The sequence below is a fragment of the Belnapia rosea genome (assembly GCF_900101615.1).
GTDB lineage: Bacteria > Pseudomonadota > Alphaproteobacteria > Acetobacterales > Acetobacteraceae > Belnapia > Belnapia rosea.
In genome coordinates, this window is sequence record NZ_FMZX01000006.1 from 124491 (window position 1) to 141458 (window position 16968).

Consider the following 16968-nt stretch of genomic DNA (forward strand, 5'->3'; position numbering starts at 1 on the left):
GATGAGAGTGGGCATCATCGGCTGCGGCGTGGCCGGCAGCGTGTTGGCCGAGATGCTGATGGGCGCCCCTGGCTTCACCGTCGACATCTTCGACCGCATGCCGCGGGGCAGCGAGGAGGAGGCGGGGACCGGGCTCAATTGCGGGCCGAATGCGATGAAGGCGCTGCGGCTCCACCTGCCCGAGCGGCATGCGGCGGTGCGCGCCGCCTCGCTGCCCTGGCGGCGCTGGATCATCGAGACAGCGGATGGGCAGCGCCTCCTCGACCTGACGCTCGAGACGGTGGCGGAGGACGCCGGCATTCGCCTGCGCTGGTCGGAGCTGTACCGGCAGCTGCGCGCCCCCGTCGCCGATATCACCCATCACGAGCTGGAACTGGTGGCGGTGGAGGAGGATGCGGCGGGGCGGCTGGTGCCCGTGCTGCAGGCGCCGGACGGGGCCCGGCTGCGGCCGCGGGGCTACGAGCTGCTGGTTGCCGGCGATGGCCGCTATTCGGCGCTGCGGCGGCTGACCGCGGGGGCGCCGCGGCCGGTCTTCCACGGCATTGCCATGACGCGGCTGCTGGTGCCGGAGGCGGCGGATTGCCCCTTCGAGGATTACGGCCAGTGGTTCAACGGCAATGCGCGGCTGCTGGCCTACCGGCTGCCGGGGGGCGCCGCCTATATCGCCGGCGGCTTCCCGCTGGCCTCGGCCGAGGCCGAGATCCCCCCCGAGGCGCGGACCGCCGCCTTCCAGCGCGCGCTCTACACGCCGGAGGACGGCCGGGCCTCCCCCGCCGTCGCCTGGATGTGCGAGCGGCTGGCCGCCGGCATCGGCGCCATCCACTGGGCGCGGCTGCAGGATGCGCCCCTGCTGCGCAGCGCGGCGGCGGGGCGCGTGCTGTTCCTCGGCGATGCGGCGCATGCGATGGTGCCGACGCTCGGCCAGGGCGCGACCCAGGCGATCGAGGATGGCGTCATCGCCGGTGCCGTGCTGCGGCGCGGTGGCCTGGCCGAGGATGTCGCCGCCTGGCGCGACACGCGGATCGAGTTCGTCCGCCGCTTCAGCCTGGAGGCGACGGATACCATGTTCCCCGGACAGGACGCGGTGGCCGGGTCCCTGGCCAAGGGCGGGCCGGAATTCCTGGCGAGGCTGCGGCGCCTCTACACCGACGTGCCGCCGCCCGAGGAATTCGCGCCGGTGCGGGTGTAGCGGTTGGCCGGGACCGGAATGCCCAGATTCTCGCGCAGCGTCCTGCCCTCATAGCCGGTGCGGTAGATGCCGCGCCGCTGGAGTTCCGGCACCACCAGCTCGACGAAATCCTCGAGCGGGCGCGGGAAGTGCGGGAACATCAGGTTGAAGCCGTCGCAGGCGCCCTCTTCCAGCCATTCCTGCATCCGGTCGGCGATCTGCGCCGGCGTGCCGACCTGGAGCTGGTGGCCGAGCGACGTGCCGAGATAACGCGCCACTTGTCGGATGGAGAGGCCCTCCTTCCGCGCCAGGTCGACGATGAGCTGCTGGCGCGCCTTGGCGGCGTTGGAGGGCGGCAATGGCGGCAGCGGGCCGTCCGGGTCGTAGGCGTAGATGTCGAGATCGCCGCAGAGCCGCGCCAGCAGGCGCATCGCCGCCTCGTCCGAGATCAGCGATTGCAGGACGGCGAGCTTGGCCTGGGCCTCCTCCTCCGTGCGGCCGACGATGGTCATCAGCCCGGGCAGGATCTTCACATCGTCCGGGTCCCGCGCGAAGCCGGTGGCGAGCGCGCGGACCTCATCGCGGAAGGCGCGGCCTTCCTCCAGCACGGTTTGGGCGGTGAAGACGAGGTCGGCGGTGCGGGCGGCGAGGCGCTTGCCGGCCTCCGATGAGCCCGCCTCGGAGATGACAGGCCGGCCTTGCGGCGTGCGCGGCAGGTTCAGCGGGCCGCGCACCTTGAAGTGGCGGCCCTCATGGTGCTGGAAGTGCAGCCTGTCGCCGTCGATATAGACGCCGCTCGCCTTGTCGCGCAGCAGGGCGCCGTCCTCCCAGCTATCCCAGAGCGCCGTCACGACATCCCAGAATTCCTCCGCCCGCTCGTAGCGCAGCGCGTGGTCCATATGCCGCTCGGCGCCGAAATTGCCGGCCTCGTCCTCGATCTGCGAGGTGACGAGGTTCCAGCCGGCGCGGCCGCCGCTGATATGGTCGATGGTGGCGAAGCGGCGGGCCAGGTCATAGGGCTGGGAGTAGGTGGTGGTCGCCGTGGAGATCAGGCCGATATGCGTCGTCACCGCCGCCAGTGCGGCGATGAGGCTCACCGGCTCCAGATAGACCTGGCGCGAGACGCGCGGGCGGATGGCGCCGGCGCCGTCGAGGTTGGCGCTGCCGTTCACCGCCGCCGTGTCCTGGAAGAAGACGGTGTCGATCAGCCCGCGCTCGGCGGTCCGCGCCATCCGTACGTACCAGGCGAAATCCATGTCGGTCTCGGGCACCGCATCCGGGTGCCGCCACCCGGCGGAATGGCTGCCCGGCGTGTAGAGGAAGGCGCCGAGCCGGAGCTGCCGTCGGCTCATGGCGCCGGCCGGATGGCGGTGGCCATGGTGAAGCCGTCGCCGCGCGCCGGCATGGTGAGGCCGCGGCGGATGCCCCAGGCCATCTTCACGAAGAAGACCGGCAGCAGCGCCTGCTGATCGACGGCAAAGCGCAGCGCCCGCTGCATGGCGCGCTCGCGTTCATCCGCATCGAAGATCTCCTCGGCGACTGTCAGCAGCCGGTCGAGCTCCGCATTCGAGTAGCGCGTGCGGTTCCAGCCGCCATGGCCGAGGCCCGGGTTGATGGTGCGAATGAGCGAGGTGATGCTCTCCGTGCCGATCCCGGTGGTGGAGCCGTACATCGAGAGATGCGCGCTCAGCTCCGGCTCGCCGGTCGGCGTCAGCGTCGTGCCGCGGCGGAAATAGATGGAGGTCGGCAGCGCATCCACGCTGGTCCTGATGCCGACCATGGTCAGCATCTGCCCGATCGCCTGGCAGACCCGCGCATCGCCGGCGAAGCGGTCATTGGTGCAGTGGATCGTCAGGGCGAAGCCCCCCGGGTAGCCGGCCTCGGCCAGCAGCCGGCGGGAAAGCGCCGGGTCATAGGCGGGTACCGGGATCGAGGGGTCATGGCCGAGGAAGCCTGGCGGCGAGACCTGGCCGGCCGAGCTCGCCCCGCCCTCCATGGCGCGCTCGGCCAGCGCGGTGCGGTTGATCGCATGCGTCATCGCCTGCCGTACCCGCTGGTCGCGCAGCGGGTTCTGCGGCAGGGGCTGGCCATCCGCGCCCGTGGCATTCGGGATGCGGGCGCTCATGCTGTCCATGTAGAGGTAGTGGGTGAAGATGCTGTCGGTGCTGACGAGCTGCGTGCGGTCGCTCTCGCGGATGCGCGGCTGCAGCCCTGCAGGGACGGTGTCGATCGCATCGACATCGCCGGCGAGCAGCGCGGCGACGCGGGCGCTGTCGTTGCTGATGACGCGGAAGGTGACGCGCGACCAGGGCTCCGGCGTGCCGCGCCAGGTGGCGCTGCGTTCCAGCACCACATCCTGCCCCGGCGTCCAGCGCACCCAGCGATAGGGGCCGGTGCCGATGCCGGCGCGACCGCCGTTGAAGTCCCCCTCCGCCGCATCGACCGAGGCGCGGGCCGAGACCATGCCGATCTGGGCGAGGAAATTCGGCTGCAGGGGCGTCGGCGCCTTCATGCGCAGGACCAGCCTGCGGGCGTCGCGTGCCTCGGCCTCGGCGATGTTGCGCACCGCATTGGCATAGGTGCGGGCACCGGTGATGCTCTGCGCGCGGCGGATGGAGAAGGCTGCATCCTCCGCGGTGAAGGGCGAGCCGTCATGGAAGCGGACATTCTCGCGCAGAGTGAATTCCCAGGTCAGCGGGTCGACCGGGCGCCAGGATTCCGCAAGGCCCGGGATGGGGCGGAGCTGCGGGTCGAGATCCACCAGCGTCTCGAAGACATGGATGCCGACATTGCGGTTCGGCGTATAGGTGAGGTGCGGGTCGGCGCTGTCGACCGCCGCCTTCATGGCGATGCGCAACTCCTGGGCACCGGCGGTGGCGGAGATCATCAGGGCAGCAAGGACCAGGGGGCGGAGCATGCAGGCTCTCCTCATGCGGCGGCGGCTTGGCTGCCATGCAAGGCCCATGCCGTCCGGGCACGGAAATTGCTTCCCTCCGGGACAACAGCATGGAGCCTTTCCGCATGTCCCAGTCCCCCCGGCAGATGCATCTCGGGGTCTTCGTCCTCGGCACCGGCAACCACATCGCCGGCTGGCGCTATCCGGGCGCGGCACAGAGCTTCGAGGATCTGGGCGTGGTGCAGGAGATCGGCCGCATCGCGGAACGGGGGAAGTTCGACCTCATCTTCCTCGGTGACAACCTGGCCAGCGAGCCGGGCATGCACCCCTCCTTCGCCGCGCGGTTCGAGCCGCTGACCATGCTGGCGGCGCTGGCGGCGACCACCACCCATGTCGGGCTCGGCGCCACCGCCTCCACCACCTACAACGAGCCCTACAACGTCGCCCGCACCTTCGCCTCGCTCGACCATCTCAGCGGCGGCCGCGCGGCCTGGAATGCGGTGACCAGCTCCGGCGAGAAGGCCGCCGATAATTTCGGCCGCATCCACCCGGAGCATGACGCGCGCTACGAGGTCGCCGAGGAATTCGTCGATGTGGTGCGCGGGCTGTGGGACTGCTGGGACGATGGCGCGATCATCCGTGACCATGCGACGGGGCGCTACATCGACCCGGCCAAGGTGAAGCCGCTCGACCATGAGGGCCGGTTCTTCCGGGTCAAGGGCCCGCTGCCGACCAGCCGCACGCCGCAGGGCCAGCCGATCATCCTCCAGGCCGGCTCCTCCGAGCCCGGCCTGGCGCTGGCGGCCCGCACCGCGGATGTGGTCTTCGCCGTGGTGCAGGACCTGGAGGAGGCGAAGGCAGGCTACACGGCCCTGAAATCGCGCATGCCGGCCTTCGGACGGGACCCGGACACGCTCGCGGTGCTGCCGGGCGTGATGCCGGTCGTGGGCCGGACCGAGGCGGAGGCGCGGGAGCGGCTGAACACGCTGCAGAGCTTCGTCAACACCGACAACGCGCTCTCGATGCTGTCCTCGCGCCTCGGCGTCGATGTCTCGGGCTTCCCCCTCGATGCGCTGGTGCCGGAGCTGCCGCTGCCCGACAGCTCGCATGGCTTCGCCCGCGTCATGCTGGCCAAGGCGCTGCGCGAGCGGATGACCTGGCGGGACCTGTTCAACCTGACCGGGGCGGCGCGCGGCCACTGGGTGATCTGTGGCGCGCCGGAGAGCATCGCCGACACCCTGCAGGAATGGTTCGAGGCCGGGGCCTGCGACGGCTTCAACATCCTGCCGCCCTATTTCCCGGGCGGCTTCGACGACTTCGTCGACCTCGTCGTGCCGGTCCTGCAGGAGCGCGGCCTGTTCCGGCGGGAGTATTCCGGCACCACGCTGCGCGAGCATCTGGGCCTCGACCGCCCGCGGAGCCGCCTTTTCCATCCTTGAGCGCGGCCCGCTTCCGGTCCAGCCTGCCTGAAACGGGGAGGCTGGCGATGAAGATCGGCGCGGCGATGTTCTTCACCGATTATTCGATGGCACCCGGCGAGCTGGCCCGGGCGCTGGAGGAGCGGGGGTTCGAGAGCCTCTGGGCGCCGGAGCATTCCCATATCCCGCTGGCCCGGGCGACGCCCTGGCCCGGCGGCGGCGAGCTGCCGAAGATGTATTACGACGTCATGGACCCCTTCGTGACGCTCACCGCGGCGGCGATGGCGACGACGCGGCTGAAGGTCGGCACCGGCATCTGCCTCGTGGTGCAGCGGGACCCGATCCAGACGGCGAAATCCGTCGCATCGCTCGACCGCATCTCTGGCGGGCGCTTCCTCTTCGGCGTCGGCAATGGCTGGAACCGGGAGGAGATCGAGAACCACGGCACCGCCTTCGGGACGCGGCACAAGCTGGCGCGCGAGCGGATCGAGGCGATGCAGGCGATCTGGACCCGGTCGAAGCCGGAATACCATGGGGAATTCGTCAATTTCGGCCCGATGATGACCTGGCCGAAGCCGGTGCAGCAGCCGCATCCGCCGGTCATCGTCGGTGGCGCCTTCCCCTGGGGGGCAAGGCGGGCGATCCGCTACGGCAATGGCTGGATGCCGCATCGCGTGCGCGAGCACTATGCCGATGTCGCGGCGCTCGTCCCGCAATTCCGCGAGATGGTGACGGCGGCCGGACGCAAGCCGGAGGAGGTGCCCATCACCATCTGGGGCGCGACGGAGGACCGCGAGGCGCTGCTGGCCGACCGCGACCTCGGCATCGACCGGGTCGTGGTCAGCCTCGAGCCGGCCAAGGCCGAGGTGATCCTGCCGCAGCTGGACCGCTGGGCGGAGCTGGCGCGGCTGGTCGCCTGACCGGAGGCGGCAGCCCCCAGTCAGGCGAGCTTGGCGTCAGGCGATGACGCGGCCCTCGTTGATGCCGAATTCGAGGTAGTGCTCCAGGGGGTTGATCCCCGCCGCCGCGACATCGGGATTGGCCAGCAGATAGGATGCTGTGTCGAAAGCCGGGCCCGGATCCCGTCCCTCGTTCCAGCCGAACAGCAGGTAGTGCACCAGCGGGTTGATGCCCGCCGCGGCGACATCGGGATTCTCGCGCAGATAAACCCCGGTATCGAAGAAGGCATCGGGGGCACGGCCCTCGCGCCAGCCATGGGTTTCGAAATGCGCCAGCGGGTTCACGCCGGCGGCGGCGACGTCGCGGTTGTTCTGCAGGTAGAAGCCCGTGTCGAAGACGGCGGAGGCGTCGCGCCCCTCGCGCCAGCCATGGGTGTCGAAATGCTGCTTCGCGTCGATGCCGGCGGCCGCGACATCGGCGTTGCGCTGCAGGTAGAAGTCGCGGTCGAACAGACCTTCATTGCCGCTGCCGGGCAGGCGGAAGGCGATGTTGCCGAGCTCCCTGATATAGTTCGAGATCGCGTGCTGCGCCGGGTCGGCCTGGAGGAGGCCGGTGACGCTGGAGATCGGGCCTGTGCCGCCGGCCTTGCCGGGGAGGTTCACCGTGCCGCCGGCATTCTCGTAATTGGCGCTGAAGGTGGGGATGGCGTCGAGCGCATCATCCACGGTCAGGCCGGGGAAGACCCTGGCGGCCAGCTCGGCGGCCGGGCGCTCCAGCAGGAGGTTGCCGTCGATCGTGTTGCCGACCGCCTCCCGGTTCTCGCCGAGGAAGACTGCCGGATCATCCACCACCACATAGTTGGTGATCCGCGCGTCATTCGCATCCGGCACCAGGGCACCCGGCGAGCCGAAAGTGTCGCTGACATAGTGGACGGTGGTGGCGCCCGCCGGATGGTTCGCCATGAAGATCTGCGCCAGCGAGCCACCGAGGCTGTGCCCGGTGACCGCCACCTGCTGGTAGGCGCCGCTGGCGGCGAGCCTGTCCACGGCCGCGACCAACTCAGCGAATTTGGGATAGTCGGTGGCGGGGTCCCGCAACACGTTGTTCGAGTCGGTGCGGTCATCGGCGCCTCGAAAGGCGAGCACGATGGTGTTCAGCCCGCCCAGCACCCCGGTGCCGACCAGGGCGGCCGCATTGTCCTGCCGGTAGACGCCATTGGCGAAGCTCTCGCCCGGGGCATCGACCACCACGCCGAGCGCCGCGGGCGTCAAAGGCGTGAAGCCGCCCGGCAAGGCCGAAGGCGTATTCTCGAAGGCCGTGCTGGCAAATTGCGCCAGCGTGTAATCCCTCACCGTGGGCATGGCCGCGTCTCCCTGGGCTGGTTCCGTCTTGCCGCCGCTTAACGCGGCAACAACCCAAGGGATGCACCGGTTGCCGAATGAAACATGGCGGGAAGGTTGCCGACCCGGTGAACCGGGTTCAGAGCACCGCCTCGGCCGCGACCCGCAGGGCCTCGATCGTGGCACCGGTCAGGACCACGGTGCCGACCTTGCCCTCCTTCGCCACTGCCTTCCAGTCCTGCAACCGGCCGCGGATGCGGTCGGCAGGGCCGACCAGCGCGATCTCGTCCACCAGCTTGTCCGGCACCGCCGCGGCGGCCTCGGCCTTGCGGCCGTCGAGGAAGGCATCCTGGATCTTCACCGCCGCATCGGGGTAGCCGAGGCGCTTGCAGTAGTCGTTGTAGAAATTCTTCCCCCTGGCGCCCATGCCGCCGATGTAGAGGGCGAGTTCCGGCTTCACCGCGTCGCGGCAGGCCTGGAGGTCATCGCCGAGGCGGATCTTGGTATAGGGCGCGATGTCGTATCCGGCCAATGTGCGGCCTGCTTTCGCCATGCCCTCCAGCGTCGGCCCGACCACCGCATCGGCCCCCTCGGGCGACATGAAGATCGGCAGGTTGCCATCGGCGATCTCGCCCGAGAGGCGCATGCCGCCGGGCGTGATGGAGGCGGTGTAGATCGGCAGCGCCGGATCCCCATGGATGATGCTGCGCAAGGGCTTGCCGAGGCCGGTCGCGCCGGGACCCTTGTAGGGGATCTGGTAATGCTCGCCCTCATGCTCGAGGGGCTTCTCGCGGGCCAGGATGGCGCGGATGATCTCCACATATTCCCGCGTGCGGCCGAGCGGCTTGCCATTGGGCTGGCCATGCCACCCCTCCACCACCTGCGGGCCCGAGGGACCGATGCCGCAGAGGAAGCGGTTGCCCGACAGCGCCTGGAGCGTCATCGCCGTCATCGCCGCGCAGGTCGGCGTGCGGGCGGGCATCTGCATGATGCCGGTGCCGGCCTTGATGCGCGTGGTGCGGGCCAGCACCCAGGCGATCGGGGTCACCGCATCCGTGCCGTAGGATTCGCCGCACCAGATGGCGTCGAAGCCGAGCCGCTCCGCCTCCAGCACGAGATCCATCTCCAGCTGCGGCCTGGCGCCGCGGATCATGCCGATGGTGATGCCGAGTTTCATCGCGGGTCAGGCCTTGGACAGGATGGTGTCGCGGAAGGCGCGCATGGCGTCCAGCGCCCCTTCCGCCGTCTCGCCAGGGAAGGTGAAGTCGATGGCAGCGACGCCGAGCGCACGCAAGGCGCGGAGGTCGGCGGCGATCTCCCCGGGCTGGCCGGAGAACAGGCGGCGCTCGCCGTCGCCCGCCCTGGCTGGCACCTCGGCGCCGAATTTCTGCACGCGATAGGCGAGCGCGATAGCGGCCGGGTCCCGCCCGGCGGCGCGGGTGAGGCCGTGCAGCTTCTCGATGGCGGCCCGGTAGCGGGGCAGGCTGTCGAGCGGATGCGACGGGTTGGTGCCGATCGGGTACCAGCCATCGCCGAGCCGTGCGGTGCGGCGCAGCGCCGGGCCGCTCTCGCCGCCGACCCAGATCGGCAAGGGGTCCTGCACCGGCTTCGGGGCGAAGCCGATCTCCGCGAAACGGACGAACTCGCCCTCGAAGCGGGGCTCCTCCTGCGTCCACAAGGCACGGGCGGCCAGGATGTACTCGTCCGTCACCCTGCCGCGAGCGGCGAAATCCGGCGCCTGCAGCGCTTCGAATTCCTCGCGCAGCCAGCCGGCGCCGATGCCGAGGGTGAGGCGGCCGCCGGAGAGCACGTCGATGGTCGAGACGATCTTCGCGGTAAGCAGCGCCGGCCGGTGTGGCACCACCATGACCGAGGTGACGAGGCGCAGGCGCTCGGTCCGCGCGGCAACGAACATCACCTGGGTGAGTTGTTCATGCCTCTCGCCACGGCTGCTGGCGGGGAATTCGCCGGTATCGGTATAGGGGTATTTCGCCTGGATATCCTTCGGGATGACGACATGGTCGCTGAAGGTGGCGTAATGGAAGCCGAGCGCCTCGGCGCCCTGGGCCAGCTGCGTCAAGGCCTCGGGGGTGGCCAGCGGGCCGCCGCTCGGCGCGTTGAAGCCGATCTGCATGCTTCCGTCTCCTCCTGCCAGCGCATTGCGTCCCGCCGGGCTCTGCCACAGGATGCGGCCACCCCGGGTGACGGGCAAGGGTGACGGGATGAATGCGCTACTGAACCGGCCGCTCGCGGAGCTCATGGCGGAGGCGGCAGCGCTGCGCGATGCCGGGCATGGCCGCGCCTTTTCCTATTCGCGGAAGGTCTTCATTCCGCTGACGAAGCTGTGCCGCGACGTGTGCCACTACTGCACCTTCGCCGAGAAGCCCCGCGCCGGGCAGAACCCCTATCTGACGCCGGAGGAGGTGCTGGCGATCGCCCGCGCCGGCGCCGCCGCGGGCTGCACCGAGGCGCTGTTCACCCTGGGCGACAAGCCGGAGCTGCGCTGGCACGCCGCGCGGGAGGCGCTGGCGGCGCTCGGCCATGCCAGCACCATCGACTACCTCGTCGCCATGTGCGCCCTGGTGCTGAAGGAGACCGGGCTGCTGCCGCATGCCAATCCTGGCGTGATGACGCGGGACGAGGTCGCCGCGCTGCGCGAGGTGACGGCGAGCCAGGGCATCATGCTGGAGAGCACCAGCACGCGGCTCTGCGCGCCCGGCGGCGTGCATCACGGCAGCCCGGACAAGGACCCGGCGGCGCGGCTGGAGGTGCTGCGCCTGGCCGGCGAGCTGCGCGTGCCCTTCACCACCGGCATCCTGATCGGCATCGGCGAGACGCGGGCGGAGCGGCTGGAGGCGTTGCAGGCCATCGCCGCATCGCATGCCGAGCACGGGCATATCCAGGAAGTCATCATCCAGAATTTCCGCGCGAAGCCGGGCACCAGGCTCGCCGGAGCGGAGGAGCCGGATCTCGAGGACCTGCTCTGGACCATCGCCGCGGCGCGCATCCTGCTCGGGCCGGCGATGAACATCCAGGCGCCGCCGAACCTGTCGCCCGGCGTCTATCAGCGGCTGGTCGCGGCGGGGCTGAACGATTGGGGCGGCGTCTCGCCGGTGACGATCGACCATGTGAACCCCGAGGCGCCCTGGCCCGGGATCGAGATCCTGGCGGCCCGCACCGCGGAGGCGGGCAAGGTGCTGGTGCAGCGGCTGCCGGCCTACCCGGCCTATGTGCGGGCGGCCGAGACCTGGATCGCGCCCGTCGTCGCGCCGCGGCTGCGGCAGGCGAGCGATGCCGAGGGCTGGGCACGCGAGGATCGCTGGTCGCCGGGCGAGGTGACGCCACCGCGCCTGCCCTCGCCACGGCTGGCGGCGGCCGATGGCACGGTTGCGCGCATCGTCTCGCGCGCGACGGCGGGTGAGCGGCTGGATGCTCCCGAGATCATGCAGCTCTTCGCCGCGCGCGATGCGGATTTCGCCCATGTCACCGCGGCGGCGGATGCGCTGCGCGCGGCCGTCTCCGGTGGGACGGTGCGCTATGTCGTCAACCGCAACATCAACTACACCAATATCTGCACCTATCGCTGCCACTTCTGCGCCTTCAGCAAGGGCCGCACCCATGAGGCGTTGCGCGGACCGGCCTATGACCTCGACCATGGCGAGATCGTCCGCCGTGCGGTCGAGGCCTGGGACCGTGGCGCGACCGAGGTCTGCCTCCAGGGCGGCATCCATCCCGACTACACGGGCGCGACCTATGAGGGCATCTGCGGGGCGATCCGCGCCGTGCTGCCGGAGATGCACATCCACGCCTTCTCGCCGCTCGAGGTGACGCAGGGGGCGGCGACGCTCGGCCTCTCGCTGACGGAATACCTGACGCGGCTGAAGGCAGCGGGGCTCGGCACGCTGCCGGGGACGGCGGCGGAGATCCTCGACGACGAGATCCGTGCCATCATCTGCCCGGACAAGGTGAACACCGCCGAATGGCTGGCGGTGGCGCGGGCGGCGCACGGCCTCGGCCTGCGGACCACGGCGACGATCATGTTCGGCCATGTCGAGACATCGTTGAACTGGGCGCGCCACCTGCTGGCGCTGCGCGACCTGCAGGCGGAGACGGGTGGCTTCACCGAATTCGTCCCCCTGCCCTTCGTCGCCATGGAGGCGCCGATGTTCCTCAAGGGCCAGGCGCGGCGCGGGCCGACCTTCCGCGAGGCGGTGCTGATGCATGGCGTGGCGCGGCTGGTGCTGCATCCGCTGATCCCGAACATCCAGACGAGCTGGGTGAAGATGGGGCCGGCCGGGGCGGCGCTGGCGCTGCAGGCCGGGGCGAATGACCTTGGCGGGACGCTGATGAACGAAAGCATCAGCCGCGCGGCCGGCACGCAGCATGGCCAGGAATTTCCGCCCGAAGCCATGGAGGCGCTGATCCGCTCCATCGGGCGCCAGCCGGAGCAGCGGACGACCCTCTACGGGCCAGTGCCGGAAAGCCGGCGGCAGGCCGCCTTCGAGGCCGCCGAGCTGTCACCGGTGGTGCAGACGGCGCCGCGCAAGCGGGAGGCGGTGCGGGGCTGAGGCTGGCGGATCGCCTTTTCGCCGCTCCTGCGTTATGGCTCCGGCCGACCGAGGGGGCGCCGCCGAGACCCCCCATCCCTTGCCGGAGAGATCCATGCCGAACCGCCGCATCCTGCTGAAGGCTGCCGCCCTTTCCCTACCCGCCATCTCCGCCCGGGCGCAGTCCGGCGGCTTCCCTGACCGGTCGCTGCGCATCGTCGTGCCCTTCGCCCCGGGTGGCGCGGTGGACCTGACGGGGCGCCTGCTGGCGGAGCAGCTGCAGCCGGTGCTGAAGCAGAATGTCGTGGTCGACAACCGTGGCGGGGCTGGCGGCAATCTCGGCGCCGATGTCGTCGCCAAGGCGGAGAAGGACGGCTATTCGCTGCTGCTCGGCTCGGCGAACATCCTCTGCGCCAATAAATTCCTCTTCCGCAAGTCGATGCCGCTCGACCCGATGCGCGACCTGGCGCCGGTGACGCGGGTGACGACCGGCACGGTGGTGCTGATCGTCAACGGGAAAAGCCCCTACAAGACCTTCCAGGAACTGATGGCGGCGGCGAAGAAGGACCCGGGCAAGCTCACCATGGGCTCGTCCGGGACCGGGACCGTGAGCCACCTGACCATTGAATCGGTGAAGCGCGCGGCCGGCGTCGACATCACCCATGTGCCCTATCGCGGCGGCGGGCCTGCCTTCCAGGACCTGCTGGCGGGCAACATCGACCTGATGTTCGACGTGATCCCGGCGGCGATCGCCAATATCCGCGAGGGCGCCTTCCGCCCGCTGGCCGTCGGCAGTGCCGAGCGCATCACCTATGTGCCGGAGCTGCGCGAGGTGCCGGCGATGAAGGAGTTGCTGCCGAACGCCAATATCGACATGCAGAGCTGGTACGCCATCAACGCCCCGGCCGGCACGCCGGCAGACCGCATCGCCACCCTGCACCGTGCCCTCACCCAGGTGGTGCGCTCGGATGCCTTCCGCCAGAAGATGGAGCCGATCGGCTTCACCCCCATCGCCGATGAGTCGCCCGAGGCCTATGGCGCCTATATGCGCGCGCAGGAGAAGGTGTGGCAGGGGCTGGTCGAGGCCTCCGGCGCGACCATGGAATAGCGCAGCGGCGCCCGGCCTTCCGGTGGCCGGGCGCCCCTTACCTGGCAGCCCGGCGAATGTTGGCGCCGGTCTCGGCCATGGCCGCCACCTCTGCACCCTGCTCCTGAAAGCAGGGCGCCCCCCAGGACTTACCGATCAGGTCACGCCCTGAGGCCACCGGCCCGGGGTGCAGGCAGCGCATGACTGCGCACATCGCGCAGTGGTGAGCTTGACTTGCGCAGACACGGCGCGCATCTCCGCCCGGTTCTCACGCGAAACAGGCGCTTCCTCGCCGCGTTTTGCGCATTTCGCGCAGGTTCCTGGAGTTCCGATGCAGATCCCGATCAAGCGTGCCATCGAGCGCGTCCCCGGCGGCATGATGGTGGTGCCCCTCGCCCTCGGCGCGCTCCTGGCCACCTTCGCCCCCGGCACGCCGAAATTCTTTGGCTCCTTCACCGGTGCCCTGTTCAGCGGCGCGCTGACCATCCTCGCCGTCTTCTATGTCTGCATGGGCGCCAGCATCGACATCCGCGCCACGCCCTACATCCTGAAGAAGGGCGGCACGCTCTTTGGGGTGAAGATCGCCGTTGCCGTCATCCTCGGCGTGGTCTTCGGCCAGTGGCTCGGCGAGGCACCGATCGGCGCCGGACTTTTCGCAGGGCTCTCCACCCTCGCCGTGGTGGCGGCGATGAACGACACCAATGGCGGCCTCTACATGGCGCTGATGGGCCAGTACGGCGAGCCGCGCGACGTCGGCGCCTACTCCATCATGTCGCTGGAATCCGGGCCCTTCCTGACGATGGTGACGCTCGGCGTCGCCGGCCTCTCGGCCTTTCCCTGGCCGACGCTGGTCGGCTCCATCCTGCCGCTGCTCTTCGGCATGCTGCTCGGCAATCTCGACCGCGAGATGCGCGCCTTCCTCGCCCGCGCGGTGCCGGTGATGATCCCCTTCTTCGCCTTCGCCCTCGGCAGCGGGCTCGACCTGGCGAAGGTCTGGCAGGCGGGACTGCTGGGCCTCGGCCTCGGAGTCGCCGTGGTGGTGCTGACCGGCATCCCGCTCTTCCTCGCCGACCGCGCGACGGGCGGCACGGGCGTGGCGGGCGTCGCCGCCGCGTCCACCGCGGGCAATGCCGCGGCGGTGCCGGCGATCGTCGCGGCCGCCAACCCGGCCTATGCCGAGGCGGCGACGCATGCGACCATCCTGGTCGCCGCCGCCGTCATCGTCACCACCGTGCTGGTGCCACTGCTGACGGCCTGGACGGCGAAGGCGGTGGGCGTGCAGCCGGCCACCGAGCCGGCCGCAGCCCCCGGCCCGGCGGAGTAGCTCATCATGGCCCCTCGCTGGTTGATCCTGGCGGATGACCTGACCGGCGCGGCCGATTGCGCCATCGCCTTCGCCCGCCATGGCCAGCCGGCCGTGGTCGGGTGGGGCGAGGCGCCCGTCCCGGCGGCGGGAGCCGAGGTCTTCGCCATCGATGCCGACAGCCGGCGTCTGAGCCCGGCGCAGGCCGCCGCCCGCCACCGCGCCCTGCTGGAGGCCCGGCTGCGGCCCGGGATGCGGCTGGTGAAGAAGATCGACAGCACGCTCCGCGGCCAGCCGGCGGCGGAGCTGCGGGCCACCATCGAGGCGCTGCGGGCGCGCGGTGCCGGCGCCATGGCGCTGGTCGCCCCAGCCTTCCCGGCGACCGGCCGCACCACCGAGGGCGGCCGCATCCATCTCCAGGGCGTGCCGCTGGAGGCGACGCCGCTCTGGGCGCGCGACCACAGCTACCCCAGCGCCGATCTCGTCGCAGTGCTGGAGGCCGAGGGGCTCAAGGCCCGGCTGCTGCCGCTGGACGCGGTGCGCGGCGCGGCGGCGGAGGGCATCGCCGCGGCGCTGGCCGAGGGGCTGGATGCCCTGGTCTGCGACGCCACGCGGCCGGAGGATCTCGACGCCATCGCCCGGGCCAGCCTGCCCTTCGGCGACCGGGTGTTCTGGACCGGCTCGGGCGGCATCGCCGTGGCGCTGGCCACGGCCGAGGGTGGCGCCGGGGCAGCAGCGCCGCCTTCCCTGCCCCGCGCCGGGGCCGGCGGCATGCTCGTCGTGGTCGGCAGCGTGGCGGAGGCCTCCCGCGCCGCCGCCGCGCGGCTGGTCGAGGCCGGTGCCGTGCGCCCCTTCAGCCTGCCGCCGAGTCTGCTGCTCGATGCAGCGGCCGCGGAGCGAGCGGGCACGGCCATCGCCGCCGCCCTCGCCGCCGGGGAGGATGTGCTGGTCGATATCGGCGCCGAGGGCGAGGCCGACCTCTCGCGCGGCGCGTTGCTGGCCGGGCGCCTCGCCGCCGTGCTGGCGCCGGCCGCGCCGCATGTCGCCGGCCTCTTCGCCACCGGCGGCGAGACGGCCTGCGCCCTGCTCGGCCGCTTCGGCGTCACCGGCATCCGCCTGCTCGACGAGATGGAGCCGGGCGTGCCGCTCGGCGTCACCCTTGGTGCCCATGCCATCCCCGTCATGACCAAGGCCGGTGCCTTCGGCACGGCCGAGACCATCGCCCGCAGCCTCGCCCGGCTGCGCACCCTGCTTGCACGAGGACCCGCCATGACCCCCGATCAGGACCTTGGCCAGGACAACCGGCCCATCGTCGCCATCACCATGGGCGATGCCTCCGGCATCGGTCCCGAGATCATCATGAAGGCGCTGGCGCGTGAGGATGTCTATGGGATCTGCCGCCCGCTGGTGATCGGCGATGCCGGGCGTCTGCGCGAGGCGGGCGTGATCACCGGCGGCGGACTCTCGGTCGCGGCCCTCGCCGAGCCCTCCGCCGCCCGCTACCAGCGTGGCACGGTCGACTGCATCGATCTCGGCCTGATCCCGCCCGGACACCCCTTCGGCACGCTCTCCCCCGTCTCCGGCGAGGGCGCCTATCGCTACATCGAGCGCGCCACGCGCCTGGTCGAGGCGGGCGAGGCGGATGCGATCTGCACCGCGCCGCTGTCGAAGGAGGCGCTGCATGCCGCCGGGCATAAGTACCCCGGCCATACCGAGCTGCTGGCGCATCTCACCGGCACGCCCGAGGTCTCGATGATGCTGGTGGCTCCGAAGCTGCGCGTCATCCACGTCACCACCCATATCGGCCTGATGGACGCCATCCGGCGGATCGAGCCCGGACTGGTCGAGCGGACGATCGCGCGCGGCCATGCCACGCTGGTGAAGTCCGGCATCGCCGAGCCACGCATCGGCGTCTGCGGCATCAACCCGCATGCCGGCGAGAACGGCCTCTTCGGCCAGGGCGAGGAGGAGGAGAAGATCATCCCCGCCGTGCAGGCCTGCCGCGCCAAGGGCTGGAAGGTCGACGGGCCGCTGCCGGCGGATACGCTGTTCTTCCGCGCCGCCCGCGGCGATTTCGACCTTGTCGTCGCCATGTATCACGACCAGGGCCATGGGCCGGTGAAGGTGATGGGGCTGGAGGCCGGGGTGAACATCACGGTCGGCCTGCCGGTGATCCGCACCTCGGTCGACCATGGCACGGCCTTCGACATCGCCGGCCGCGGGATCGCCGATGAGGGCAGCCTGGTCGAGGCGCTGCGCCAGGCGGTGGACCTCGCGCCGCGCCGGCTCCGCCCCGCGGCCTGACCAGG

At 70.9% G+C, this 16968-nt stretch carries 12 protein-coding genes; 7 read left to right on the forward strand and 5 right to left on the reverse strand.

All coding sequences use genetic code 11. The features are described 5' to 3' along the window. The first annotated feature begins 1 nt into the window (after nt 1). Nucleotides 2-1189, forward strand: coding sequence for an FAD-dependent oxidoreductase (locus BLR02_RS13500; RefSeq protein ID WP_090663562.1), 1188 nt, complete (start codon nt 2-4; stop codon nt 1187-1189). Here BLR02_RS13500 and BLR02_RS13505 read toward each other — a convergent pair. Together BLR02_RS13505 and BLR02_RS13510 are read right to left on the reverse strand one after the other, a co-directional pair. Then, nucleotides 1141-2520 carry an LLM class flavin-dependent oxidoreductase gene (locus tag BLR02_RS13505; RefSeq protein WP_090663563.1) on the reverse strand — a complete coding sequence of 460 codons (1380 nt, stop codon included), beginning with the start codon at nt 2518-2520 and terminating at the stop codon, nt 1141-1143. The two genes, BLR02_RS13500 and BLR02_RS13505, sit on opposite strands and share 49 nt — an antisense overlap. Then, a complete protein-coding gene (locus BLR02_RS13510; protein ID WP_176849557.1) occupies nt 2517-4085 on the reverse strand; it encodes an ABC transporter substrate-binding protein in 1569 nt (522 codons plus the stop codon). Before BLR02_RS13510 ends, BLR02_RS13505 begins: the two co-directional genes overlap by 4 nt. Before the next feature lie 104 nt (nt 4086-4189). Here BLR02_RS13510 and BLR02_RS13515 point away from each other — a divergent pair, with 104 nt between their 5' ends. Both BLR02_RS13515 and BLR02_RS13520 read left to right on the forward strand, forming a co-directional pair. After that, nucleotides 4190-5503 carry an LLM class flavin-dependent oxidoreductase gene (locus BLR02_RS13515; protein WP_090663625.1) on the forward strand — a complete coding sequence of 438 codons (1314 nt, stop codon included), beginning with the start codon at nt 4190-4192 and terminating at the stop codon, nt 5501-5503. Nucleotides 5504-5550: 47 nt separating this feature from the next. Then, on the forward strand, nt 5551-6402 hold the full coding sequence (locus BLR02_RS13520; protein ID WP_090663565.1) for an LLM class F420-dependent oxidoreductase: 852 nt from the start codon (nt 5551-5553) through the stop codon (nt 6400-6402). 36 nt (nt 6403-6438) lie between these two features. On the opposite strand, the gene BLR02_RS13525 is transcribed toward BLR02_RS13520, so the two are convergent. The 3 genes from BLR02_RS13525 to BLR02_RS13535 form a co-directional block, all read right to left on the reverse strand. After that, nucleotides 6439-7743 carry an alpha/beta hydrolase family protein gene (locus BLR02_RS13525; RefSeq protein WP_090663566.1) on the reverse strand — a complete coding sequence of 435 codons (1305 nt, stop codon included), beginning with the start codon at nt 7741-7743 and terminating at the stop codon, nt 6439-6441. 118 nt (nt 7744-7861) lie between these two features. Next, complete coding sequence (locus BLR02_RS13530; RefSeq protein WP_090663567.1) at nt 7862-8899, reverse strand: LLM class F420-dependent oxidoreductase; 1038 nt, start codon at nt 8897-8899, stop codon at nt 7862-7864. A gap of 6 nt (nt 8900-8905) precedes the next feature. Beyond that, a complete protein-coding gene (locus BLR02_RS13535) occupies nt 8906-9856 on the reverse strand; it encodes an LLM class F420-dependent oxidoreductase (RefSeq protein ID WP_090663568.1) in 951 nt (316 codons plus the stop codon). An 88-nt stretch (nt 9857-9944) separates the two neighbouring features. Here BLR02_RS13535 and cofH point away from each other — a divergent pair, with 88 nt between their 5' ends. The 4 genes from cofH to pdxA all read left to right on the forward strand — a co-directional run bounded on the left by cofH (nt 9945) and on the right by pdxA (nt 16963). Next, a complete protein-coding gene (gene cofH / locus BLR02_RS13540; RefSeq protein WP_218127941.1) occupies nt 9945-12290 on the forward strand; it encodes a 5-amino-6-(D-ribitylamino)uracil--L-tyrosine 4-hydroxyphenyl transferase CofH in 2346 nt (781 codons plus the stop codon). A gap of 94 nt (nt 12291-12384) precedes the next feature. Next, on the forward strand, nt 12385-13377 hold the full coding sequence (locus tag BLR02_RS13545; protein WP_090565582.1) for a Bug family tripartite tricarboxylate transporter substrate binding protein: 993 nt from the start codon (nt 12385-12387) through the stop codon (nt 13375-13377). A gap of 310 nt (nt 13378-13687) precedes the next feature. Beyond that, complete coding sequence (locus BLR02_RS13550; protein WP_090565584.1) at nt 13688-14680, forward strand: 2-keto-3-deoxygluconate permease; 993 nt, start codon at nt 13688-13690, stop codon at nt 14678-14680. Between the two features lie 6 nt (nt 14681-14686). Beyond that, the gene (gene pdxA / locus BLR02_RS31075) at nt 14687-16963 is read left to right on the forward strand and encodes a 4-hydroxythreonine-4-phosphate dehydrogenase PdxA (RefSeq protein ID WP_090663570.1); all 2277 of its coding nucleotides are present in this window, start codon (nt 14687-14689) and stop codon (nt 16961-16963) included. The last annotated feature ends 5 nt before the right edge of the window (nt 16964-16968 follow it).